The 21,547-nt window shown below is 74.1% G+C and carries 23 protein-coding genes; 11 read left to right on the forward strand and 12 right to left on the reverse strand.

The features are described 5' to 3' along the window. Positions 1-35 precede the first annotated feature (35 nt). From ACY0MR_RS34260 to ACY0MR_RS34275, 4 genes are all read left to right on the forward strand, one after another. On the forward strand, positions 36-1,250 hold the full coding sequence (locus ACY0MR_RS34260; RefSeq protein ID WP_473557401.1) for a metallophosphoesterase: 1,215 nt from the start codon (positions 36-38) through the stop codon (positions 1,248-1,250). A 228-nt stretch (positions 1,251-1,478) separates the two neighbouring features. Then, the gene (locus ACY0MR_RS34265) at positions 1,479-1,652 is read left to right on the forward strand and encodes a hypothetical protein (protein ID WP_473557403.1); all 174 of its coding nucleotides are present in this window, start codon (positions 1,479-1,481) and stop codon (positions 1,650-1,652) included. A 188-nt stretch (positions 1,653-1,840) separates the two neighbouring features. Continuing rightward, positions 1,841-2,140 carry an STAS domain-containing protein gene (locus ACY0MR_RS34270; RefSeq protein WP_473557406.1) on the forward strand — a complete coding sequence of 100 codons (300 nt, stop codon included), beginning with the start codon at positions 1,841-1,843 and terminating at the stop codon, positions 2,138-2,140. Positions 2,141-2,223: 83 nt separating this feature from the next. Beyond that, positions 2,224-2,565 (forward strand): DUF5713 family protein, encoded by a 342-nt coding sequence (locus tag ACY0MR_RS34275; RefSeq protein WP_473557408.1) that lies wholly within the window; start codon positions 2,224-2,226, stop codon positions 2,563-2,565. Between the two features lie 118 nt (positions 2,566-2,683). On the opposite strand, the gene ACY0MR_RS34280 is transcribed toward ACY0MR_RS34275, so the two are convergent. Next, a complete protein-coding gene (locus ACY0MR_RS34280; RefSeq protein WP_392044650.1) occupies positions 2,684-3,421 on the reverse strand; it encodes a VOC family protein in 738 nt (245 codons plus the stop codon). Positions 3,422-3,507: 86 nt separating this feature from the next. Here ACY0MR_RS34280 and ACY0MR_RS34285 point away from each other — a divergent pair, with 86 nt between their 5' ends. Together ACY0MR_RS34285 and ACY0MR_RS34290 are read left to right on the forward strand one after the other, a co-directional pair. Next, a complete protein-coding gene (locus ACY0MR_RS34285; protein WP_473557410.1) occupies positions 3,508-4,059 on the forward strand; it encodes a 2'-5' RNA ligase family protein in 552 nt (183 codons plus the stop codon). 78 nt (positions 4,060-4,137) lie between these two features. After that, positions 4,138-4,971: a hypothetical protein gene (locus tag ACY0MR_RS34290; protein WP_473557413.1), complete on the forward strand. Its 834-nt coding sequence runs from the start codon at positions 4,138-4,140 to the stop codon at positions 4,969-4,971. A gap of 123 nt (positions 4,972-5,094) precedes the next feature. Here ACY0MR_RS34290 and ACY0MR_RS34295 read toward each other — a convergent pair whose 3' ends face one another. From ACY0MR_RS34295 to ACY0MR_RS34310, 4 genes are all read right to left on the reverse strand, one after another. Next, positions 5,095-6,627 (reverse strand): hypothetical protein, encoded by a 1,533-nt coding sequence (locus ACY0MR_RS34295; RefSeq protein WP_473557415.1) that lies wholly within the window; start codon positions 6,625-6,627, stop codon positions 5,095-5,097. Between the two features lie 84 nt (positions 6,628-6,711). Beyond that, positions 6,712-7,275 carry a HutD/Ves family protein gene (locus tag ACY0MR_RS34300; RefSeq protein ID WP_404084788.1) on the reverse strand — a complete coding sequence of 188 codons (564 nt, stop codon included), beginning with the start codon at positions 7,273-7,275 and terminating at the stop codon, positions 6,712-6,714. Between the two features lie 97 nt (positions 7,276-7,372). Beyond that, entirely contained in the window at positions 7,373-7,711 is a 339-nt protein-coding gene (locus ACY0MR_RS34305) for a thioredoxin family protein (protein ID WP_388797714.1), read from the reverse strand. 37 nt (positions 7,712-7,748) lie between these two features. Continuing rightward, positions 7,749-8,810 (reverse strand): alpha/beta hydrolase family protein, encoded by a 1,062-nt coding sequence (locus tag ACY0MR_RS34310; protein ID WP_473557418.1) that lies wholly within the window; start codon positions 8,808-8,810, stop codon positions 7,749-7,751. 148 nt (positions 8,811-8,958) lie between these two features. On the opposite strand from ACY0MR_RS34310, the gene ACY0MR_RS34315 reads away from it, so the two are divergent. Then, entirely contained in the window at positions 8,959-9,882 is a 924-nt protein-coding gene (locus tag ACY0MR_RS34315; RefSeq protein WP_473557421.1) for a LysR family transcriptional regulator, read from the forward strand. 99 nt (positions 9,883-9,981) lie between these two features. Here the strand turns inward: ACY0MR_RS34315 and ACY0MR_RS34320 are convergent, their stop codons facing one another. The 4 genes from ACY0MR_RS34320 to ACY0MR_RS34335 form a co-directional block, all read right to left on the reverse strand. Next, complete coding sequence (locus tag ACY0MR_RS34320) at positions 9,982-10,479, reverse strand: hypothetical protein (protein ID WP_473557423.1); 498 nt, start codon at positions 10,477-10,479, stop codon at positions 9,982-9,984. A 94-nt stretch (positions 10,480-10,573) separates the two neighbouring features. After that, positions 10,574-12,121, reverse strand: a complete 1,548-nt coding sequence (locus ACY0MR_RS34325; protein WP_473557425.1) for an AMP-binding protein — start codon at positions 12,119-12,121, stop codon at positions 10,574-10,576. 69 nt (positions 12,122-12,190) lie between these two features. After that, positions 12,191-13,084 carry an alpha/beta fold hydrolase gene (locus tag ACY0MR_RS34330; RefSeq protein ID WP_473557428.1) on the reverse strand — a complete coding sequence of 298 codons (894 nt, stop codon included), beginning with the start codon at positions 13,082-13,084 and terminating at the stop codon, positions 12,191-12,193. A gap of 80 nt (positions 13,085-13,164) precedes the next feature. Beyond that, positions 13,165-14,598, reverse strand: coding sequence for a DHA2 family efflux MFS transporter permease subunit (locus tag ACY0MR_RS34335; protein WP_473557430.1), 1,434 nt, complete (start codon positions 14,596-14,598; stop codon positions 13,165-13,167). A gap of 446 nt (positions 14,599-15,044) precedes the next feature. Here ACY0MR_RS34335 and ACY0MR_RS34340 point away from each other — a divergent pair, with 446 nt between their 5' ends. Together ACY0MR_RS34340 and ACY0MR_RS34345 are read left to right on the forward strand one after the other, a co-directional pair. Further along, positions 15,045-15,950, forward strand: coding sequence for an endonuclease/exonuclease/phosphatase family protein (locus ACY0MR_RS34340; protein ID WP_473561972.1), 906 nt, complete (start codon positions 15,045-15,047; stop codon positions 15,948-15,950). A 205-nt stretch (positions 15,951-16,155) separates the two neighbouring features. After that, the gene (locus tag ACY0MR_RS34345; RefSeq protein WP_361848137.1) at positions 16,156-16,926 is read left to right on the forward strand and encodes a GNAT family N-acetyltransferase; all 771 of its coding nucleotides are present in this window, start codon (positions 16,156-16,158) and stop codon (positions 16,924-16,926) included. A 65-nt stretch (positions 16,927-16,991) separates the two neighbouring features. Here the strand turns inward: ACY0MR_RS34345 and ACY0MR_RS34350 are convergent, their stop codons facing one another. Further along, positions 16,992-17,540, reverse strand: coding sequence for a hypothetical protein (locus ACY0MR_RS34350; RefSeq protein WP_473557433.1), 549 nt, complete (start codon positions 17,538-17,540; stop codon positions 16,992-16,994). Between the two features lie 209 nt (positions 17,541-17,749). Continuing rightward, on the reverse strand, positions 17,750-19,384 hold the full coding sequence (locus ACY0MR_RS34355; protein WP_473557435.1) for an ABC-F family ATP-binding cassette domain-containing protein: 1,635 nt from the start codon (positions 19,382-19,384) through the stop codon (positions 17,750-17,752). Between the two features lie 575 nt (positions 19,385-19,959). Between ACY0MR_RS34355 and msrA the strand changes: the two genes are divergently transcribed. Both msrA and ACY0MR_RS34365 read left to right on the forward strand, forming a co-directional pair. Next, the gene (gene msrA, locus ACY0MR_RS34360) at positions 19,960-20,478 is read left to right on the forward strand and encodes a peptide-methionine (S)-S-oxide reductase MsrA (protein ID WP_473557438.1); all 519 of its coding nucleotides are present in this window, start codon (positions 19,960-19,962) and stop codon (positions 20,476-20,478) included. A gap of 112 nt (positions 20,479-20,590) precedes the next feature. Beyond that, the gene (locus ACY0MR_RS34365; protein WP_473557440.1) at positions 20,591-20,764 is read left to right on the forward strand and encodes a hypothetical protein; all 174 of its coding nucleotides are present in this window, start codon (positions 20,591-20,593) and stop codon (positions 20,762-20,764) included. Between the two features lie 166 nt (positions 20,765-20,930). On the opposite strand, the gene ACY0MR_RS34370 is transcribed toward ACY0MR_RS34365, so the two are convergent. Further along, positions 20,931-21,491, reverse strand: a complete 561-nt coding sequence (locus ACY0MR_RS34370; RefSeq protein WP_388797748.1) for a helix-turn-helix domain-containing protein — start codon at positions 21,489-21,491, stop codon at positions 20,931-20,933. Positions 21,492-21,547: the final 56 nt, after the last annotated feature.

Below are 21,547 nucleotides of genomic sequence, written 5' to 3' on the forward strand. Positions count from 1 at the left end.
GCGCGACCGCCGTGGAGAACCCCAGGAGGGGCACCGTGACCGAGACCAGCGACACGCGATCCGCCACCGAGGAGGCGCCGCCACGGAGCCTGTTGCAGCGCGTGATGCGCTACCTCCCCCTCGTCGCGCCGGTCCTGCTGTGGGCCGTGCCCTGCTGGGTCCTCGTCCACACGGGCCAGCACTGGCCGCTCCCCGTCACCCTGGCCGCCACCGCCCTGTTCGTCCTCGGCCTGGTCGGGATGCCGCTCGCGATGGCGCGCGGCCACGGCCGACGCCAGCAGGACGGGGCGGCGATCGTCGGTGACTCGCTCCTCGGCGGCATCTGGGTCCTGTTCACCTGGTCCGCCCTGTTCGGCGTCCTCCTGCGGGGCGCGCTGTCCCTGGCCGACGTCGGCGACGGGCAGGACCGGGCACGCATCGTCACCTGGGCGGTCCTCGGGGTGACGGCCGTGCTGCTCGCCTGGGGATCCGTCGAGGCCCGGCGCGTGCCCCGCGTGCGCCGGCTCGACGTGGAACTCCCGCGGCTCGGAGCCGGACTGGACGGCACCAGGGTCGCCCTGATCACCGATACCCACTACGGCCCGCTCGACCGGGCGCGCTGGTCGGCACGCGTCTGCGAGACGGTCAACGGCCTGGAAGCCGACGTCGTCTGCCACACCGGCGACATCGCCGACGGAACGGCCGCACGCCGTCGCGCCCAGGCCGCTCCGCTGGGCACCGTGCGGGCGACCTGGGGGCGGGTGTACGTCACCGGCAACCACGAGTACTACAGCGAGGCCCAGGGCTGGGTCGACCTGATGGACGAGCTGGGCTGGGAGCCGCTGCGCAACCGACACCTGCTGCTGGAACGGGGCGGGGACACCCTCGTGGTCGCCGGCGTCGACGACGTCACCGCCGAGGCCTCCGGCCTGGCCGGTCACCGCGCCCACCTCGCGGGGGCCCTCGACGGAGCCGACCCCGACCTGCCCGTCCTCCTCCTCGCGCACCAGCCCAAGTTCATCGACCGCGCGGCGGCGCACGGCGTCGACCTCCAGCTCTCCGGCCACACCCACGGCGGCCAGATCTGGCCCTTCCACTACCTGGTCGGCCTGGACCAGCCCGCCCTCGCCGGCCTCAGCCGCCACGGCACCCGCACCCTCCTCTACACCAGCCGCGGTACCGGCTTCTGGGGCCCGCCCTTCCGCGTCTTCGCCCCGAGCGAGATCACCCTCCTCGTCCTCCGCTCGCCGCGGCGGTCGACGCCGGCGTAGGGGGCCCACGCGACGGGTCTGCGGGGCCCCGTCGCGTGCGGGATCCGGGTGCGGCCCGGCCGGGGCCCGCACGGGGGCCGTCTTTCCGAGGAAAGCCGCGAAACACCGTTTCGGACACCGCGCGGGCGGCAAGCCGCCAGGCATGGGGCGTGTCGGCGGCACGCCGCCGATCACACCCGCCCCTGCCCCCACGAGGGGGCGCACTCCGGGAAACGGGAGGTGGAAGCCATGGGGATCGTGAAGGCCGCACTCACGCGGATCAGCGGGCTCATGAAGGAGTCCGACGGGAAGGCGCTGCAGAATCCGGACCTTCGCGCGGAGGGGCGCCGACTGCAGGAGGACGGCAAAGCCGCAGCAGCCGCTGAGCGGGAACGGCGAGAACGCGGGCAGCACCCCCGCTAGGGCGAGATCTGGGCGTCTCCGTGCCTCCCTCGGCACACCCGCCCCCGCGAGCGATCACCTCAGCGGCGCATACACGGGCCCGACTACGGGCAGTGGCGGCTGTGAAGAGGTGAACAGCCGTGACGACGAGAACGGAAGACGAAGCGACGGACCCCGACCCGGTCGGAGCACCTGCGAGGTCAAGCGTGGTGCGCGTATCCGGAGATCTGGACATGCATCACGCGGAGGAGGTGGGCGCCGCGCTGGCGAAAGCCCTCTCGGAAGCCCCCCAAGAGGCGGACGTGGTCATCGACCTCACGTACTCGTCCTTCTGCGACTCGTCCGGCCTCAACACGCTCCTGACAGCGCACCGGCAGGCCCTGCGATCGGGACGCCGTCTCCGCCTCGGGGCGCCCTCCCACCAGTTGGTGCGTCTCATGGAGAGCACGAACACGGTCGGCCTGTTCGCGATGGGCCCGATGCCCCCGAACAGCGAGCGCCTCGACTGACCGGCCTGCTTTCGGGGGCGTCGTTGTCAGTGGGGCCCTGCATGATCGGTGCATTCAGCCGTCGCAGAGGGTGGGGATGCACCATGCCGATCATGAACCAGCGGGTGGCGGGTCACGCGTTCCTGCGACCGTTGTACGACGACGCGTACTTCCCCGACCGCGTGGTCGCCCTGGGCGAGGCGATCCTGCTGCGCCTCTGCGCACGCGTCGAGGCCGAGCGCCCTTCCGACCTCCCGGGCCTGTACGCGCTCACCCAGGCGGCGACGGAGGAGTTCAACGTGCTGGAGGAGGAGTTCGTCGCGGCCGGGAGCGAGATCGAGACGGTCGCCCGCGAGTGGATCTGTGAGGAGTTCTCCTTCGTGGCGTCGGCCTACGGGTTCCCCGGCGCGGATGCGGAACAGCTGACCGCCGGACGCGACTGGTGACGAGGCCGAAGCCGGTGGGAGGTTCCACGAGTGGGCCGGTGCCGGCACACGGGCCGAGCCCTCCCGCGTCCCGCCCGGCCCGGTTCGGCCGTACCCGCTCCCGCCGGCCCACTCGCGCTCAGCGGGGCGTGAGAAGGCAGAACTCGTTGCCCTCCGGGTCCGCCAGGATCGTCCAGTGGATCTCGGACTGGTCGATGCCGGGGTCGGTGGCCCCCAGGGCGCGCAGCCGGGCCGCCTCCGCCGCCAGGTCCTCACCGGGGTAGGGCGCGACGTCGAGGTGGACGCGGTTCCACACGGACTTGCTGTCGGGAGTGCGCACGAGTTCCAGGTACGGTCCGACGCCCCGGGCGGACCGGAGGGACGCGCGGTCGTCCGCCGCCTCGTGCAGGGTCCAGTCCATCGCACCGTCCCAGAACAGGGCCAGCGCGCGCGGGTCGGCGCAGTCGACGACCACGGCGGCGATCGGCCCGGTGTCCCGGTAGACCGACCGGGGCTCCAGGACGCAGAACTCGTTGCCCTCGGGGTCGGCCATCACCACCCAGGGGACGTCGCCCTGCCCCACGTCGGCGAGCGTCGCGCCGAGGTCCTTCAACCGGGCGACCAGCTCGGCCTGATGATCCGGCGAGGTGGTGGCGAGGTCGATGTGCACCCGGTTCTTCACCGTCTTGACCTCGGGGCGGGCGATGACGTCGATGCAGACGGCAGCGGGATCGGGGTAGGCGAACCCCGGGGGTTCGAGGTTGGTGACACCGGGCCCCTCGCTGTCGACACCCCAACCGAGGGCCTCCGCCCAGAACCGCCCGAGCGCGGCGTCGTCCTGGGCCTTCATGTTGATCTGCACGAGTCGTGTTGCCATGCCCGGGATCCTAAGAGCCGCGGTACCGCCGCAGCGACCAGGAAACGGGCCGCGAGCCCCCGGCGGAGCTGACACCATGCGGTGTCATGGCAGACGACACCCCCAGTGGGTTCCAGGCGGGGCAGACCGCCCTCATCGTGCGGATTCCCGAGGCGGAGCCGGCTGTCCGGGCGTGGCGTGACCGCTTCGGCACCTCGGCCCGGGTCGAGGTACCCGCTCACGTCACCGTGCTGTTCCCGTTCCTTGAGGCGAGCCGCGTCGACACCGACGTCCACGCCGCTCTGGCGGACGTGCTCGGCGGCCACCCCGCGTTCGACGTGCGGTTCGAGCGGTGCGGCCGGTTCCCGGGCGTCCTCCACCTCGTCCCCGAGCCCGACGCGCCGTTCCGGCGGCTCACGGAGGCGATCGTTACCCGCTGGCCCGAGGCGCCGCCGTACGGCGGTCGGTTCGGCGAGGTCGTGCCGCATCTGACCGTCGCCCAGAGCGAGGACGACGCCCTCCTGGCGGCGAGCGAGGCCGACTTCGCCCCAGGACTCCCCTTCTCGTCGCACGTCTCGGCGGTCGACTTCATCGCCCACGACGGTGTGGAGTGGCGGGTGCGGGCGACGTTCCCGCTCGCCGTCCCCGTCGTGCCCTGAGAGCGCTCGACCGGAGCCGCCGCTGGCAGCGGCCGACGGCGCGTTAGGCTGCCGCCAGTCGGTGAACGGGGGCATGACATGTGGCAGCGAGGCATACGGGCGGTCGCGCTCGGCGCGGTCCTGGTGGCGGCCCTCGCCGGTTGCGGTTCCGAGACCGCAGGAACGGCCGGGACGGTCGGGACAGCCGGGACCGCCGGGGCGACCGGGACCGCCGGCACGGCGACCGCCGCCGGAACGGCCTGGACGCGCGCCGCTCCGATGCGCATCGACGGCGTGTCCACCGCCGACGGCGGCCGGTCGCTGGTCGTCGACGCCGACGTGCCCGACGGGGCAGGCCCCTGCGTGCGCGACCTGAGCGGGCGGGTGGACACCGTCGAGAACGGCACCGTCTACGTCGCGGTCACGTTCGAGTCCCCTTCCCAGGACCGGGACTCCGGCTGCACCGGCACGCGGCGGGTCCAGGCGAAGGTGACCATGGACGAGCCGCTGGGCTCCCGCACGGTCATGGTCAACAGCCGGGACGTGTACACCCCCGACGGCGCCACTCCGCCCGCGCTGCGCCCCTGCGGCGAGAACGGCTGCGACCCCACACCTCCGCGCTGCACCTCGTCCTCCTACCGGCAGGCCGTCGACGACACCGACATCCCCGCGCACACGAGCTGGGACGAACGCGGATGCGACGACACATGGCTCGTGCTGGACCTGTCGACCCGGATGGGACCGGCCTGCGGTGACCCCGGCGACGGCTGCCCGTCCTCGGCGATCTCCCAGCGCTGGTTCTACCGGGCCGAGCCCGCGGGCTGGCGACCGGTCACCATGAACCGCGACGCGGGCTGTGCGGGCGTCCACCGCACCCTGCCGGAACTGCCCGACCGCCTCTGCGCGTCGCTTCCGCGACTCGACCGGGACTGACCCGTCCGAGGCCGGAGGCCCGCCGCCCGCCATCGCCGCCCGCCCGCCGTCACCCGCCGCCCGCCGTCCACCGCCCGCGACCGCCAAGGCCCGCGGGCACGGCCCCGGCGCGTTCCTCGCCGCTCAGACGGCGCCGGCACCGCGGAGGCCGCGGTCGAGGAGCGCGTGCATGCGGGGGACGGGGAGGGACGGGTTGGCTGCGGCGCCCTCCGCGGTGCCGGGGTCGGCGAGAAGGGCCTCAAGGGCCTCGGCCGCGAGGCCGGGGTTCGCGGCGGCGGCTCGGCGTACCGCGGGGTCGAGGTCCCGTACCGGGGGGTGGGCGAGCGCGGGGTCGGCCGCCGCCAGGGCCCGGACCTCGGGATCGGGGTGGTCGACGAGGTGGGACACGCCGGTGCGGGGGAACGCGGGCAGGGCCAGCAGGTGAGGCCGGTGCGCCGGGCGGGCGACGAAGACGTCCAGGAGGAGGCGCGGCGGGGCCAGCGGGTGGTTGCAGGCCAGTTGGATCCGTACCGCCTCGTCGTCGTCCAGGGCGAGTACCGCGACGAGTTCCGCGGGCAGACCGGGCCGGCTCGCGGCGACGCGGCGGAGCACCGGCTCCTCGGACCCCGCGCAGGCGGCGAGCCAGTCGGACGACGGCTCGGTGTCCCACCCGGTGTCCGCCTCGGGATCCGGCACGGGGTTCGCTCCGACGCCCGGTTCGATGATCGGGCAGGTGCAGTCGGAGCCGTGCTGGTCGACCCGTCGGACGGCCCAGTACTCGGCCCAGGTGCGCGGGAACGGATGCAGGCGTGCGGCCGTCCGCACGTCCTCGTCCGGGTCGTCCCCCAACTCCGCCGCCAGGTCCGGCGTCAGGTCGGGGCGGGCGGCGACCGACGCCCGCACCTTCGCGTCGGGGTGGCGGGCGAGCCGGGCCACGGCGTCGGCGGGCGTGTGCCGGTTCCAGGTGAGCGGGTACACCGGGCCGTCGGCGAAGCACTGCTCGACGAGGGCGGGGGACAGCGCGCACGTTCCGAGCACGTACGGCCTGCTGAGCGAGCCGACCGACGGCAGCCTCGCCTCCACCCCGGCCGGATCCAGCACCCACGTACTGCCCTGCGCCTCCTTCCTCACCTCGGGATCGGGGTCCTCCAGCAGCCTCGCGCGCTCCGCCGGAGTCAGCGACTGCCACCTCCGCGTGGCCCGTATCCGCAGGGCCGGGTGCTCACGGCCCGCCATGGAGCGGTGGAAGGACGCCGGGATCTGCCGGGACGAGTCGAGCTCGGCGGCGATCTCGCCCGCGGTGAGCATGCGGTCCTCGCCGCCGTCCTCCGCGGTCAGGAGGCTGACGATGATGTCGTCGGGGAGCGGCCGGACCTTGCGCGGACGCGGCCGGGGGCCGCCGGCGAGCCAGCCGCGGACGATTCCCGAAGGGTCCGTCGCCAGGGGGGTGAGCCGCGCCGGGTCGACGTACCGGTTGCGGGCGAGCGCACGCCGGATCCTCGCGGCCGGGTGGCGAAGGATCGCGTCGACGACGGGGTCCGGCAGATCACGCCCCTCGCACATGAGGAGCCCGGTCTCGCCGGCGGCCTCGTCCACCAGGCGTATCAGGACGTCGGAGGGCGCCGCCGTGTTGAAGGCGACGCCGCGCAGCCAGGACGCGTGCAGTGAGTCGGACACCGCGTCATCCTGCCACCTCCACGAGGCGGCCGGCCCCGGCCGCGCACGGGGTCGCGGGACCGGCCGCCCAGGGCCCGCCCGGAGTCATCCCGTCGGCGCGAGATCCGCCCAGAGCGCCGAGGCGTCGGGGGAGAGGGGCGTGAGCCCCGCCCGCACCGCGTCGTCGCCCGCGTCCCACCACACGCCTCCGCCCGGCCCCACCGCGTCGCGGCCGGCCTGCCAGCTGCCGCGGAGCGCGAGGAGGACTCCGGCGTGTCCGGACCGCGGGACGACCCGGTCGGTCACGCGTTCCACCCGAGCCGCCCACCGGCCGCGCCGCACCATGACGTTCAGCACCCGGCAGCTCCCGCCGGAGAGTTCGGCGGAGAGTTCGAGGTCGCCGGAGAAGGCGAACGGCTCGCCCGCGCGCTCCAGGAGACGGTCGAGCACCCCCGGACAGCTCAGCCGGACTCCTCGGCCCGACAGCAGGGTGAGCGTGCGGTCGACCCCGCCGAACGCCGAGAACGGTCCGTCCCGGTCGATGTCGGCGATGCTCGCCCGCCACTGGAACTCCTCGGCCCCCGCCGGCCGGGAGACGATCTCCCGGGTCACGCCACCGCCGTTGCGCCACCGACCGGGCGTCAGCGTCTCGATGTCGAAGGGGCGCATGGGCGAACTCCTGGGGCTTCGGGTGGTACGGGGCTGGTTCGACCCCGCCGGTGCGGCGACATCAGGCCGACGGCGTCCGACCGCCGGTCTTCCACGCTCAGAGGTGCTGGTCGAGGAACTCCCCGACCTCGCCGGTGCTCATGGGGCCCGCGCGGTGCGCCACCGCCTCCCCGTCCTCGACCAGGGCCAGGGAGGGCGCCGAGGTGATCCCGTACCGCTTCGTCGCCGCCGGGCAGCGCGTCATGTCGATGCGCACGGCGGTCACGCGCCCCGCGTACGCGTCGGCGATCCCGCCCACGACGAGGTCCATCGTCCGGCAGGCGTCCAGTGCCTTGGGCCACGTCCCGATGAAGTACGCGAGCACCGGGACACCACTCACGCCGAGGATGAAGTCGAACTCCGCATCCTCACGCGGCTGATGCATCCGCTTCGCCATGACACTCCTGACCTCGTGTTCCGTCGTCCACCCCCCATCATCCCCGAGTGGAACCGGACGCGCCCCCGACCTGCTCCGGACACCCGCCCGGTCTCCGGTCCGACCCGCCCTCCGAAGCCTCCCGCAGGGCGTGCGCGAGGTGGTCGCAGAGGACGGGCAGCCAGTCCGGGCGCGCGTTCCCGAGGAGGTGGTCGCCGTGCGGGACGGTCAGGTACGAGGCCCGCGGTGCCAGCCGGGCCAGAGACTCGCCGTTCGCGACACCGGGCATGACGTCCTCGCCGCCGTCCACGACGAGGAGCGGCGCCGCGATACGGGGCGCCAGGTCGGTGAGGTCCACGCACCGGGCGAAGTCCCGGGCCCCCTCGGTCCCGCCGGTACGCCCGGCCAGGAGCTCCCGAATCCCCGGGGACAGCCGGTCCCAGTCGAGCCGGAAGGGGCCGCTCACGGTCGCGACGGCCGCCACGCGCGGCTCGAACGCGGCGGCCCGGGCGGCGAAGTAGCCCCCCAGGCTCATCCCCACGAGCCCGACGCGCGCGGCCCCCAGCGCGTCGGCCACCCGGCTCACGACCCGCTCGTAGGCCGCCGTGAAGGTGCTGGTGGCCGCCAGCACCCCTTGGCCCGGACCGTCCAGGGCGAACACCGCCAGGCCTCGGGCCAGCAGCGCGGACGCGAGATCGAGGAACTCCTCCTTCGCCGAGTTCAGACCCGGCACCACGATCACGGTGCCCGGCGCGTCGGCCGGTCCGCGCAGCCAGCCGGTGAACCCGTCCCCGCTCACCCGCCGCGCGCCCGGCTCCAGCAGTGCGAGAGCCCTGCCCGCCGCCTCGTCCGCCGCACGGGCGGCCCGGTGGGCGTCCGGGTAGGGCGCCAGCGTGGCCACGTGGAACCATCGCGCCGCCGCCAGCAGGTGCTCGCCCGCCGAGCGTGCCGAGCACGCGTCCGCCGCGCGCCGGAGGTGGCCGTCTCCGGCGCCCGCGCAGGCGGGGCCCCAGTCGGCGAGGGAGCCGAGCCCCGCCACCAGGCGCTGGTACTCATGGGGGTCCACGCCCGCGCCGAGGACACGGGTCCACTGATCGGCGGCGAACCCGGCGGCGCTCATCGGGTTCCTCCGGTCGTCGGTACGGCCCTGCCACGTCCCACGGGAGTCGGTTCTCGCATGGGCACGATCGAACCTCGCCCACGGCCCGGCGATCCAACAACGAACCGGCATGATCGACAACCAGAGGTTGTCACCTAAGGTGGTGGCCATGGATCTCGACGTCGCCCAGGTGCGCGCCTTCGTGCGCACCGCCGAGGAACTCCACTTCGGCCGGGCGGCGGGGACGCTCGCGATCTCCCAGCAGGCGCTGTCGAAGCGGATCGCGCGGCTGGAGTCCCTGCTCGGCACCACGCTTCTCCACCGGGGCGGCAGCGGCGTGCATCTCACCGCGGCCGGGCAGCGCTTCCTGGCGCCCGCGCGGCAGGTCGTGGCCGCCGCCGACGCGGCGGTCGCGGCGGTGTCCGGGACGGAGCAACCCCTGCGCGTCGACGTCTGGGGCCACCTCTACGCCCCGCTGCGGAGCCTGGCGCGGATCGCGGGACGCTCCGGCGGACCGGCCCTGGGGCACGGCCGCGACCTGCCCTCCGTGGCGACGGCGCTCCTGCGGGGCGACATCGACGCGGCGTTCGGCCGCGTCCATCCTCCCCTGCCCGAGGGGCTGACCCACCGCCTCGTCCGCCTCGAACCGGTGGACGCCGTCCTGAGCGCGGACCATCCGCTGGCCGCGGAACCGGCCCTGCGGCCGGAGCAGTTGCGCGACAGCACGCTGTGGGCGCCGGGCACCCTGGACCGGCTGGACTTCCTCCGGCGCTTCGTCGAACGGTTCGGGATCCGCAGGACGACCGAGGGCGTCAACCTCGGGCTCGCGCACTTCCTCGCCGAGGTGGCGGCCGCACCCCGCGGCTTCTCCCTGCTGCCCGCCGACGTGCCGCTGCCGGAGGTCCCGGGGCTGCGGTCCGTTCCCCTGGTCGATCCGACTCCGCTGTACGCGTGGTCGCTGGTGTGGCGCTCGGGGAGCGGCCACGCGGGACTGGACGGACTCGCCGCGGCGTGCGCGGAGGAGGCGGGGCGCAGCCGGTGGCTGGAGTACGACCCGGAACGGGACTGGCTGCCGGACCCGCCGCCGGCGTGAGCCCGGCCCGCGGCCCGACCCGCCACCGGCGTGAGCCCGGCCCGTGGCCCGATCCGCCTCCGGCGTGAGTCCGATCCGGCCGCCGCCCTGAGGAAGGTGTCAGGCGTGCGCGGGGCCGAGTGCCGCCAGGATGCCTTCGAGGATCCCGGCGAACTCGTCCACCGCGATCTCGACCACGTACACCGCGCCGACGTCGTCGGGGTGCCGGTACAGGTGCTCCTCGCGCCAGAACTCCAGGGTGATCAGCAGCCGTTCCTTCTCGCGGAACAGGTGTGCCGTCACGTTGTCGGTGGTGGGACCCCAGCGCAGGGCGTGGAACCGGCCGCGCAGCTCCCCGTCCGCCCCGTCGTCCGTCGTCCGCACGAGACGGCGGTGGGTGGCCTCGGCGGAGAGGCCCGGGAACGGCAGGGGCGAACCCCCGCCGGACACCAGCCGCGTGAGGGTGTCTCCCACGTCGCGGCGGAACTGCGGCACGTACGCCGCGTTGTCGTCGCACGTCAGCCACCTGTCCGCTGCCCAGAGGTCGACGCGGCACAGCGGTCCGGGCTCGCCGACCTCCGCGGCGAACCTGGACCGGTCTCCCAGAACCAAGGTCATGCCGCTGAGCCTCGCAGCCTCGGTCCCCGAGGATCAACCCCTGCGCGGGGGAACGAGTGAACGTGCGGGGGCACGAGGGAGCTTGAGCCCTTCCTCAGTCGAACGCCCTCCGGAGCGCGTGCCGGTCGGGTTTGCCGATGCTGGTCAACGGGATCGCGGTCACGACGTGGAACGTGTGAGGAGCGTGCGCGCCGGTCCTGCGGGCGGTGACGAACTCGCGGAGTTCGTCCGCGTCGGCGGTGCGGTCGGCGGCGGGCACGATCGCGGCATGGACCTGTTCGGTCGCGTCCTCCCGGCGGACCCCGAAGACGACGCACTGGGCGACGGCGGGATGCTCCGTCAGCACGTTCTCGATCTCGCTGGGGTACACGGCGGCGCCGTCGACGGTGATGGTGTCCTGGCCGCGGTCGACGAGGAACAGGTACCCGTCCTCGTCCAGGTAGCCGACGTCGCCGGTGTGCACCCAGCCGTCCCGCAGCACCCGGGCGGTCAGCTCGGGCCGCTTCCAGTAGCCGTCCATCATGCTGTGGGCGCGGGCGTGGATCTCTCCCTCGACGCCGGCCGGCACCGGGGTGCCGCGGCGGTCGCGGATGCCGAGCTCGACCCCCGGCAGGGCCCGGCCGACGGTGATCTGCCCGTGACGTCCGATCACCCCGTGTTCGTGGGGGTGCACTTCGGTGAGCCCGAGCGTCTCCGTCTGCCCGTACCAGCTGTGCAGGACCGGCCCGAAGACCTCCTCCGTCCGCCGGAGCCCGGCCGGGGACGCGGTGCTGCCGCCGTAGGTGATCCGCCGGATGCTGGACGTGTCGGTGGCGGGCAGCGCGGGGTGGTCGAGAAGCCGGTGGAGGAGCGGCGGGAGCAGCCACAGCCGGGTGATCCGCTCCCGTTCGATCGCGGCGAGCACCTCGCCGGGGTCGAACGCGGTCTGCAGGACGACCTCGCCCCCCTGGAGCAGCGCCAGGTCGGCGCAGAGCCCCGCGACGTGCGTGAGGGGCGTACAGGCCAGGTAGCGAGGTGGCGCGTCCGTCGGGGCGCACAGGTTGTCGAGGGTGCGCCGGTACGCGCCGTGCTTCATCTGGAGGCTCTTGGGCAGCCCCGTGGTGGTGCCGCCGGTGTGCCGGATGCACCAGTCGTCGTCGGCGCGCACGGACACGGCGAGGGGCTCCGAAGACCGGCGGGCCGCGGCCGCGCAGAGGTCCTCGGCGTCCCGGCCCGGACCCAGCGTCGCCACCGCCGGCCCGTGCAGGAGGGGTTCGAGCCGGTCCAGGTCGGCATAGCGGATGGGGTCCACGAGGAGCAGCTCGGTCTCCACGTGCTCCACGAGGTGCGCGAGGACCTCGGCGGGCGGCCCGTCGTACAACGGCGTGACCCGCGCACCGGCCAGGTTGGCCGCGTAGCGCGCGACCAGGGCCTCGGGGGTGTTGCCGGTGAGCAGGGACACGGTCCGTCCGCGCCGGATGCCGCGGGCCGCCAGCTCGCGGGCGAGCCGGTGGACGCCGTCGACGAGTTCGCCGCCGATGATCCGCCGGCCGTCGTGGGCGGTGAGCACGGGGGCGGTGGGGCGGCGCGCCACCGCGTCGAGAACGGCCCGCGTGTACGGGACGAAGGCGTCGTCGGGTGGCGTGGGCGTCGGATCGGACATGGTGCTCCCCCTCGGGGTGGGGTCCGCGGGAGGCGGCCGCGGACGGGTGGACCGGTCGCCACCGGGTCGTCAGGGGACGAGAACGGCCGGCAGGACGGGGTGTTCGAGCGGAGTGAGGTACGGCAGGTCCGCGAGGGGCCGGTCGGTGAAGAACCGGTCGAGCAACTCGGACATCTCGCTCGGGCGTTCCAGGTGGGAGAGGTGGTCGGCGCCCCGGATCAGGGTGAAGACGCTGCCCGCGATCGTGGCGGCCACCTCGCGCCCGAGGGCGGGACGGGTGAGGCTGTCGTGTTCGCCGGTGAAGACCAGCGCCGGTACGTCCCGGACGCCGCCCGGCCGCAGGCCCTCCCACTCGATGACACGACGGGTGGAGGCGAGGTGCCGGGGGATGTCGGCGCCCGCGACCGACCCCATCGTGCGGGCGAGGACCCGCGTGACGACCGCCCTCTTGTGGACCTCGCGCTCTCCGTGGGACAGCAGCGCGGCGACGCTCATCCGCGCGTACGCGCCGACGTCACCGCGTTCCAGGGCGTCGGCCATGGTCCGCAACGCGGCACGTTCCGCCGACGGATACAGGGGGGCCGCGCCCACCAGTGCCAGGCGTGCCACCCGCTCCGGGCGCTTCTGGGCCAGTCCGTACGCGATCGGCACCGCGTAGGAGGCCCCGAAGAGGTTGACCCGGCCCAGCCCGAGCCGGTCGAGCAGGTCGGCCAGCGCACCGACGAGGAAGTCGAAACCGTACGAGGCCGGCAGCGGATCGGCGGCGCCGGATCCCGGAAGGTCCACACTGATCACCGTGGCCGAGGCCGCCCAGCGTGCCTCCAGGCGTTGGTAGGCGTACATGTCCTGGAACGCGCCACCGACCACGACGACGGGCTCGGTGACGGCGGCGGCGTTCTCCACGACCCGGCACCGGTAGCCGAATCCGTCGAAGGTGAAGTGGCGGACCCTCTCAGCGTTCATGCCTGGTCAACTGGGGCGTGCACGCAAAGGTCACGTGGCGGGCGACCGGGTGACGGGCCGAGGACCGACCGGCCCCGCCGTCAGGTCCGGCTGCCGGCCGCCACGGGCGGAGCGGCGGTCAGGGTGCGGCGCCCCGGCAGCAGGGCCGCCACGGCGACGGCGCAGACCGTCAGCCCGACCGTCCAGCCGAAGGCGTGGGCGAACGCGGCGGCGGACTGCCCGCCTCGGCCCAGGAGGACGGCGAACGCGGCGGTGCCGACGCATCCGCCGACCAGCTGGACGATCCGCGTCGCGGTACTGGCATCCGGCACCCGGGAATCCTCCAGCCCCTGATAGGCGCCGACCATGACCGCGATGTTCACCGCACTCAGGCCGAACCCGCGCAGGAACAGGGCGACGCAGACCAGCGGGCTGTCGCCCGCGGAGAGCACGAAGGGCACGGTCGCGGCCGAGCTCAGCAGCAGCCCGGCCACCACCACCGGACGCGCCCCGACCCGGTCGGTGAGCATGCCTGCCCCCCGGGCCGCCAGCGCACCCATCCCCTGCGGAACGAGCAGCAGACCGGTGGCCACCACCCCTTCGTCGAGCACCACCTGGCAGTACAGCGGCAGCAGGAACATCCCGCCGTACGTGGTCAGACCGCCGACGAACATCAGCACCGAGCTCGCCGCGAAGGAGGGCACCCGGAACAGCCGGACGTCGACGAGGGGCGCGGTGCTCCGCAGGCTCCGCCCGACGAACGCCGCGACGAGGACGACCCCGGCCGCCGTCGGGACCAGGACGTCCGTCGGGACGAGCCCGTCCACCGGCACGAGGACGCCCGCCCGCCCGTCGACCTGTGTGAGGCCGTACACGAGGGCGGTGAGGCCCGGGCAGACCAACGCCAGCCCCACGACGTCGAGGCGGGACCCCCGCCGCGGGGTGGTGCCGGGCACACGCCGGGGGTCCCGGGGGACCCCGCGCCATGCGAGGGCCAGCGCGAGCAGGCAGACGGGCAGGTTGACGTAGAAGATCCACCGCCATCCGACGTGCCCGAGGATCAGCCCGCCCAGCACCGGCCCCAGGACCGGACCCAGCAGGGCGGGCAACGACACGACGGCCGTCAGCCGCCCCACCTGCCGTCCGCCGGACGCCCGGATGACGACGGTCTGCAGGACGGGCAGCATCAGCCCGCCGCCCGCACCCTGCACGACCCTGGACAGGACCAGCGACTCGATGCTCCCGGCGAGCCCGCAGAGCCACGACCCGACGAGGAACAGGACGAGCGCCCCCAGCCAGACCCGCCGCGTCCCGAACCGCTCACCCGCCCATCCACTCACCGGCATGACCATGGCGAAGGCCAGCAGGTACGCGGTGCTCACCCACTGCACGGTCGCCGTGGACACGCCCAGGTCCCGCCCGAGGACGTCGACCGCCACGGAGACGATCGTGGTGTCGAGCAGCGGCGCGAAGGCACCGACGGCGAGCACGCCGCAGAGCCGCAGCAGGGCGGGATCGAGGCGCTCCTTGGACATGTGGCCCCCTGTGCGGCGGTACGTGCGGCGGTGACGGGTGGCGGGCGGGCGCGGCGGCCCTCGCCCCACGGCACCCGGTGAGGCGCCCGTCCGCCCGTGCCGTGGACGGACGCACCGGCACAACGACCACGAGCCGGTGCTGTCACGGGACCGCCCGCCCCGCGCGACCGAACGGGTCACTCCTGCTCCCACCGCCCGGAGCAGCAGTGACGTCGCGTGGGGGGACGAGACCGGAAACCGAATCACCGGGCGCGTCGTCTTGGGAACGGGGCGGACGGAACGGACCGCACGAGCGGCCGGAGGACACGGTGGACACGGACACGGACACGGACACGGGTGCGGGGACGGGCGCAGCCCCGGACACGGTGGCGGGCGCGGGGAGAGACGCGGGCCGGGACGCGAGGGCGACGGCGAAGGCCCGGCCGACCTGGCGGGCGCAGGGGCGGCTGACGGCCGTGCTCGCGGTGCTGACGGCCGGAGCGATGGTGTTCCACGGCGCGGTACCGAACTCCGCGGGCCGCGTGGGCAGCCTGGTCGAATCGTTCCTGCCCTGGCTCGGCCTGCCGGTCGTCGCCCTGCTCGCCGCGGCGCTGCTCCGCCGCTCGGCCGTCGCCCTGGCGGCCCTGATGCTGCCCACCGCCGTCTGGACGTATCTCTTCGGGGGTCTGCTGCTGCCCGGCGGGGAGCCCGGTCCGGACGACCTGCTCGTGGTGCAGCACAACGTCAGCGACGAGAATCCCGACCCGGCGGGCACGGCTCGCGCCCTGGCCGCCGCCGCCCCCGACCTCATCGCCCTGCAGGAACTGGTACCGCCGGCGCTGGCGGTCTACGAGGAGGTCCTCGCCCCGGCCTACCCGTACCACGAGGTGCGCGGCACCGTCGGGCTGTGGTCACGGCATCCGCTCACCGACGCCGGGTCGCTCGACATCAAGCCGCAGGGAGTCGCGGGCCCTTGGAGCCGCGGGCTGCGGGCCGTGGTCCGCACTCCCCGGGGCGAGATCGCGGCCTACGTCGCACACCTGCCCTCGGTACGGGTACGGGCGACGGGCCTGGCGTCCGCCTCGCGCGACGAGAGCGCCGTGCTGCTGGGCAGGGCCGTCGCGAGGGAGCGGACGGAGCGGCTCGTCCTGCTCGGCGACCTCAACGGCACGGCCGACGACCGCGGGCTCGCACCGCTGACCTCACGGCTGGACACGGCGGAGCGCGGCTTCGCCTTCAGCTTCCCCGCCGCCTTCCCGGTGGCCCGGATCGACCAGGTCATGACCCGCTCGGCGACCGTCCGCCACCTGCGCACGCTGCCGGCGACCGGGAGCGACCACCTGCCGGTGGCCGGCCGCGTCACCCTGCGCTGACCCGACGTCCACCGGCCACCCGCCCACCGTTCAGGACGGCAGCGCCCCCAACCCAACCACCGGAGCGAGCTCGTCGCACCCGACGGCGACAACCCGCCTCGCCGGCACGGGCACACGTGCGTCCGTGGTTCACTCGTCACACGTTCCGCACACCTTCGGCGAAATGAGGGCCACGTTGACCGTCCGCGGGGATTCGATCGAATCGATGGAACAACTGACCGTGGCCTGGCGGACCATGGTGCTCGACCGGGACGGTGCCGCGGACGTCCGCGACCTACCGGGCATCGCCGTGCGCTGGGCCGACTGCCGCTTCGCCTTCTGGAACTGCGTCACCCTGACCGACGTGGGAGCCGACGCGGCGCTTCTGGAGCGGCGCGTGCGGGAGGCCGCCGACGTCATGCGGGCGAAGAGGCGGCAGGGCTTCCTGTGGGTGTTCGAGGACCTGATCGCGGAGGAGGCCCGTGCGGGCCTGGAGGCGGCGGCCGACCGGGCCGGCCTGGTGCACGCCTTCCCGGGCACGGGCATGGCCGGGGACCTGGCACCCCTCCCGGAGCCCGCCCATCCGGACCTGACGTTCGTGCGCGTGTCGACCGACGAACACCTGGAGGCGTACGCCGACATCAACTCGCGGGCGTACGGCTTCTCCTTGGAGGACGGCCGCGACGGCATCGCCGGCTCCGCGCTGTGGAAGCAGCAGGTGCACGCCTACCTCGGCCTGAGGGACGGCGTGCCCGTCACCTGCGCGGCGACGGTGGAGGCGGACGGCCGACTCTTCGTCGTCCTCGTCGCCACGGACCCGGAGTGGGAACGACGAGGGTACGGCGAGGCCGTGACGAGGAAGGCGCTGTACGAGGGTGCCCGAGCCACGGGTCTGACGCGTGCCACCCTGCACGCGACCGTCGCGGGGGCGCCGGTGTACCCGCGCATCGGTTTCCGGCCGAATTCGCCGATGCGCTTCTTCGCGCTGAAGGGCTGAACGGGCCCGCCGGGCGACGCGTACGGGACGCCCTGGCATCCCGGTAGGGACGGCGGACGGGCGTCTCAGCCGGCCTGCTCCGGCTGGACGAGGGTGTACATGACGGACCGCTGCTGCTTGTGACGCTGGATGCGTCCCTTGGCGACGAGGGACTCCAGGGTGTTCCGTACGACCTGCGGAGTCGGGGTGCGGTCCGGGTGCCGCGTCAGGAGTTCGTCCCGCAGCTCCTTGGCCAGCCGCGGCTCCTCGTACCTGCCGAGCAGCTCAAGCAGGAGCCCCCCGAGCAGGGGCTGACGGGACGGCTTCTTCGCGGCGGCCTCGGGGGTGCCGGCCGCCCGGGCACGCTTGGGCGCGGTGGAGCGGCGCCCGCCGGAGCCGGCCGCCGGTCGCTCGGCCCGGGCCACGACCGGCTCGGCCTGCGACTGCTGGGGGAGCCGGGACGGGACGGCGGACCCCTCGTACTGCTGGGCGAGCTTGAGGATGTCGGTGAGGAGGGCCTCCTCGTGCCGCAACGACGTGAGCCGCTCGGCGAGCTCCTGCTGCAGACGGCGATTCTCCGCCAGATCCGACCCGGCCTGTTCCACCAGACGGGTGGCGGTCGACTGGTTGGTCACGGTGCACTCACTCCCTCGGGACGCGTGGTGCTGCGCATGGTACCCACGCCCGGGGCCCGGTGCGGGTACCTCGGCGCCGGACGGCGGGCCCGGCGTGACCACCTCCACGGGATCCCCTCCACGTGAGCACATGCCTCGACGTGCCCCTGTGCTCACGTGTTCGTCCGTCCGGGCCGACGTCCACCGTCGACGACGCGAGCGTCGTCCGCTCACCCCACGGGGCCTCCCGTCTCCGTGAGCGTGCCGTCCGCCAGCCGCAGCCGGCGGTCGACACCGATCCCGGCGAGGAACCGCTCGTCGTGGCTGACCACGAGGAACGCCCCCTCGTACGAGTTCAAGGCTCCCTCCAACTGGCCGACGCTGAGCAGGTCCAGGTTGTTCGTCGGCTCGTCGAGCAGCAGGAGGTGCGGCGCCGGTTCCGCGTACAGGACACAGGCCAGAGTGGCGCGCAGTCGCTCCCCGCCGGAGAGCACGCCGACCGGCAGGTGTGCCCGCCTGCCCCGGAAGAGGAAGCGGGCGAGGAGGTTCATCCGCTCCGCGTCCGGGCGCTCGGGTGCGGACGCGGCGAAGTTCTCGGCCACCGTCCGGTCCGGGTCGAGGAGGTCCAGCCGCTGCGACAGATAGGCGACCCGGCCGTCGTTGCGCCTGACCTCCCCGGCGTCCGGGGCGAGGTCGCCGGTCACGAGGCGCATCAGAGTCGTCTTTCCCGCGCCGTTGGGGCCGGTCAGGGCGATGCGCTCCGGGCCGCGGACGGTCAGGTCGACGCCGCCGGCGGCGAAGACGTCCCGGCCGCCGAGCCGCACCTGCATGCCCTGGCCCAGGAACAGGTTGCGGCCCGCGGGCACGTGGGTGTCGGGCAGTTCCAGGGTGAGGAGCTGTTCGTCGCGGAGCGCGCGCCCGGCCTCGTCGAGACGGGACCTGGCCTCGCTCACCCGGGAGGAGTGCACCTGCCCGGAGCGGCCCGCGGACTCCTGGGCGCCTCGCTTCATGGTGCCCGCGAAGATACGGGGCAGGCCGGCGTTCTTGAGGTTCCGCGAGGCGTTGCTCATGCGTCGGTCGGCGCGCTCGCGGGCCTGCTGCATCTCCCGCTTCTCCCGCTTGAGGTCCTGCTCGGCGTTGCGGACGTTCTTCTCCGCAACCTCCCGCTCGGCCCGCACGGCGTCCTCGTAGGAGGAGAAGTCGCCGCCGTGCAGCCGCAGTTCCGAGGCGCCGAGTTCGGCGATGCGGTCCATGCGGTCGAGGAGCGCCCGGTCGTGGCTGACCAGCAGCAGGCAGCCGGCGAAGTCCGAGAGCTCGTCGTACAGCTGGTGCCGGGCCTCCAGGTCGAGGTTGTTGGTCGGTTCGTCGAGCAGGAGCACGTCGGGGCGCTTGAGCAGCTGGGCCGCGAGGCCGAGGGAGACCACCTGACCGCCGCTGAGCGTGCGCAGGGTGCGGTCCAGTGCCAGATCGGCGAGGCCGAGGCGGTCGAGCTGGGCGCGGGTGCGTTCCTCGATGTCCCAGTCGTCGCCGATCGTGGCGAAGTGCTCGTCCGCGACGTCGCCGGACTCGACGGCGTCCAGAGCGCGGATCACCTCGGCGACGCCGAGCACCTCGGCGACGGTGAGGTCACTGGTGAGGGGAAGGCTCTGCGGCAGGTAGCCGACGATGCCGTCGGCCCGCACGGAGCCGGCCGCGGGTGTGAGCTCGCCCGCGACGAGCCGGAGCAGGGTGGACTTCCCCGAGCCGTTGGGGGCGACCAGCCCGGTACGGCCCTGGGGGAGGCTGAAGGACAGGTCGTGGAAGACGGGGGTGTCGTCGGGCCACGAGAAGGAGAGGTTCGAGCAGACGACTGCGGCGTCGGACATGGGGGAGACCTCGGAGGTACGGAGGGCAGAGCTCTGCCCAGGGCAGACGGGGGGAAGGGGGTACGACGGGACGGACCACCTCGGCAGCGCTCCCGAGCGCCGGCCGGTGGCCGTCAGAACCGGGTCTCACCCGGAGATGTCGTCCTCACCCACCACGTCTGTGACTCCTCGATGCACGGATACACGGTCCACGTGACGCGAAAGCCTAGCAGCCGGCCGCCGCGACGCCCGGGGATTCCGCGTGCGCGCGGCCCTCCCGGTGCGGGGACGGGGACAGCCGTCACACGTGTCTTCTCCCGCGGGCGGCGACACACCTCGTGAGGACGCGTCCGAGTGCCGCCGCACCTGCTTCGGGACGTCGTCGGTGACCGCCGTCCGCAGGCGTTCGCCGGGCGGCGGCGAAGCGGTCCCGACGCCGCCGGCGTCACCCCGACCTTCATGGCCGCGGCCTGCGGAAACGGGCAAGGAGAGCCCTTCGGTGACGGTCAAGGGGGTGATTATGATGAGAGAGGACCCGGCCGCACACGCGCGGTGCGCCGGGTGTCGGCGGACCCACGGACGGAAAGGTGAGCGGCATGAGCGACGTCTCCGAGGAGAGGGCCCTGCTGGCCGGCGGGTGCTTCTGGGGCATGCAGGACCTGATCCGGTCGCTGCCCGGAGTGCTGCGCACCCGGGTGGGTTACACCGGGGACGAGGACAAGCCCCACGCGACCTACCGCGACCACGGCCGGCACGCGGAGGCGATCGAGGTCTTCTTCGACCCCTCGGTCACCGACTACCGGACGATCCTGGAGTACTTCTTCCAGATCCACGACCCCAGCACCATGAACCGGCAGGGCAACGACGTGGGGCTCAGCTACCGCTCCGCCATCTACTACGCCGACGACCGGCAGCGGTCCATCGCCGAGGACACCATCGCCGACGTCGACGCCTCCGGGCTGTGGCCCGGACCGGTGGTCACCGAGGTCGAGCCGGCCGGTGCGTTCTGGGAGGCCGAGCCGGAGCACCAGGACTACCTCCTGCGCTACCCGGACGGCTACACCTGCCACTTCCCGCGCGCGAACTGGCGCCTGCCCAGGCGCGACGCGTCCTGAGCGGGCACCGCGCCGCGCTCCCCTCGCGGCGGGAAGCATGAGGGCGCACGGAGCCGAGAGGGGCGGGGCGTCGGGCGGCGGGAAGCGCGGGTTCGTCGACAGCCCGGCGTGGATGTGTCTGAGCATCCTGGTCTTCGGCTGGGCCGCCGCGAGCGACGGCACCCCGTTCCCGGTGCGCATCGCCGCGGCGCTCCTGCTGGTCGCGTGGGCGGGCCTGCTGGCCCGGCATCTCGTCCGCCGGTCCCGCGACCGCGCATCCTCCCCGCCGGACGTCCCGGCGTCCTGAACGACGCCCGACCGCACCGGCCCTGACGCCGGGGCCCTGACGTTCGGGCCCTGACTCCCGACCGCACCGGCCCTGACGCCCGGGCCCTGACGCCCCGGCCCACGCGGACTTCGGGAGCCGGGCTCAGTACGGGCCCCGACGCGCCGCCGTCGGGGTCCTGTCGCCGTCAGGGCTCCAGTACCTCCACGTGGTCGCCGACCGCGACCACGAGGACCCGCGAACCCGGCTCGGTCGTACGCCAGCGGTGCCGCACGCCCCCGGACACCAGGAGCGTGTCCCCGCGCCCCAGCCGGTGGATCCGGCCGTCGGCCTCCACCTCCACCGAGCCGTCCGCCACGTACATCAACTCGTCGTTGCGGTGCCGGAACTCGCGGTCCGCCTCGTGCGCGCCGACGAACTCCAGCGCGTGGATCTGATGGCGTCCCCGCACCAGCGGCCGGACGCGTGCCTCCCGGTCGAGGCCGCTCTCGTCGCCGGCGCGCACCACGTCGACCGCGCGGGTCTCGTCCGACGCCGCCAGCAACCGCACCGCCGTCGTGCCGAGCGCGTCCGCGATCCGTTGCAGCGACCGCATGCTCGGGCGCGCCCGGTCGTTCTCGATCTGACTGAGGAACGGCGACGAGAGGCCGCTGAGCCCCGCCACATCGGCGAGCGTCAGGTCGAGCGCCCTGCGCCGGCGGCGAACCGCAGCCCCCACCCGCGGGGCGTCCGTGCTCTGGGCCTCCATGGTGCTCCCGTCCTTCCCCCGCCCCGCGGCGCCGTTCTCCCTGGTCGACGGCGCCT

The organism is Streptomyces sp. JN8, from assembly GCF_055808075.1.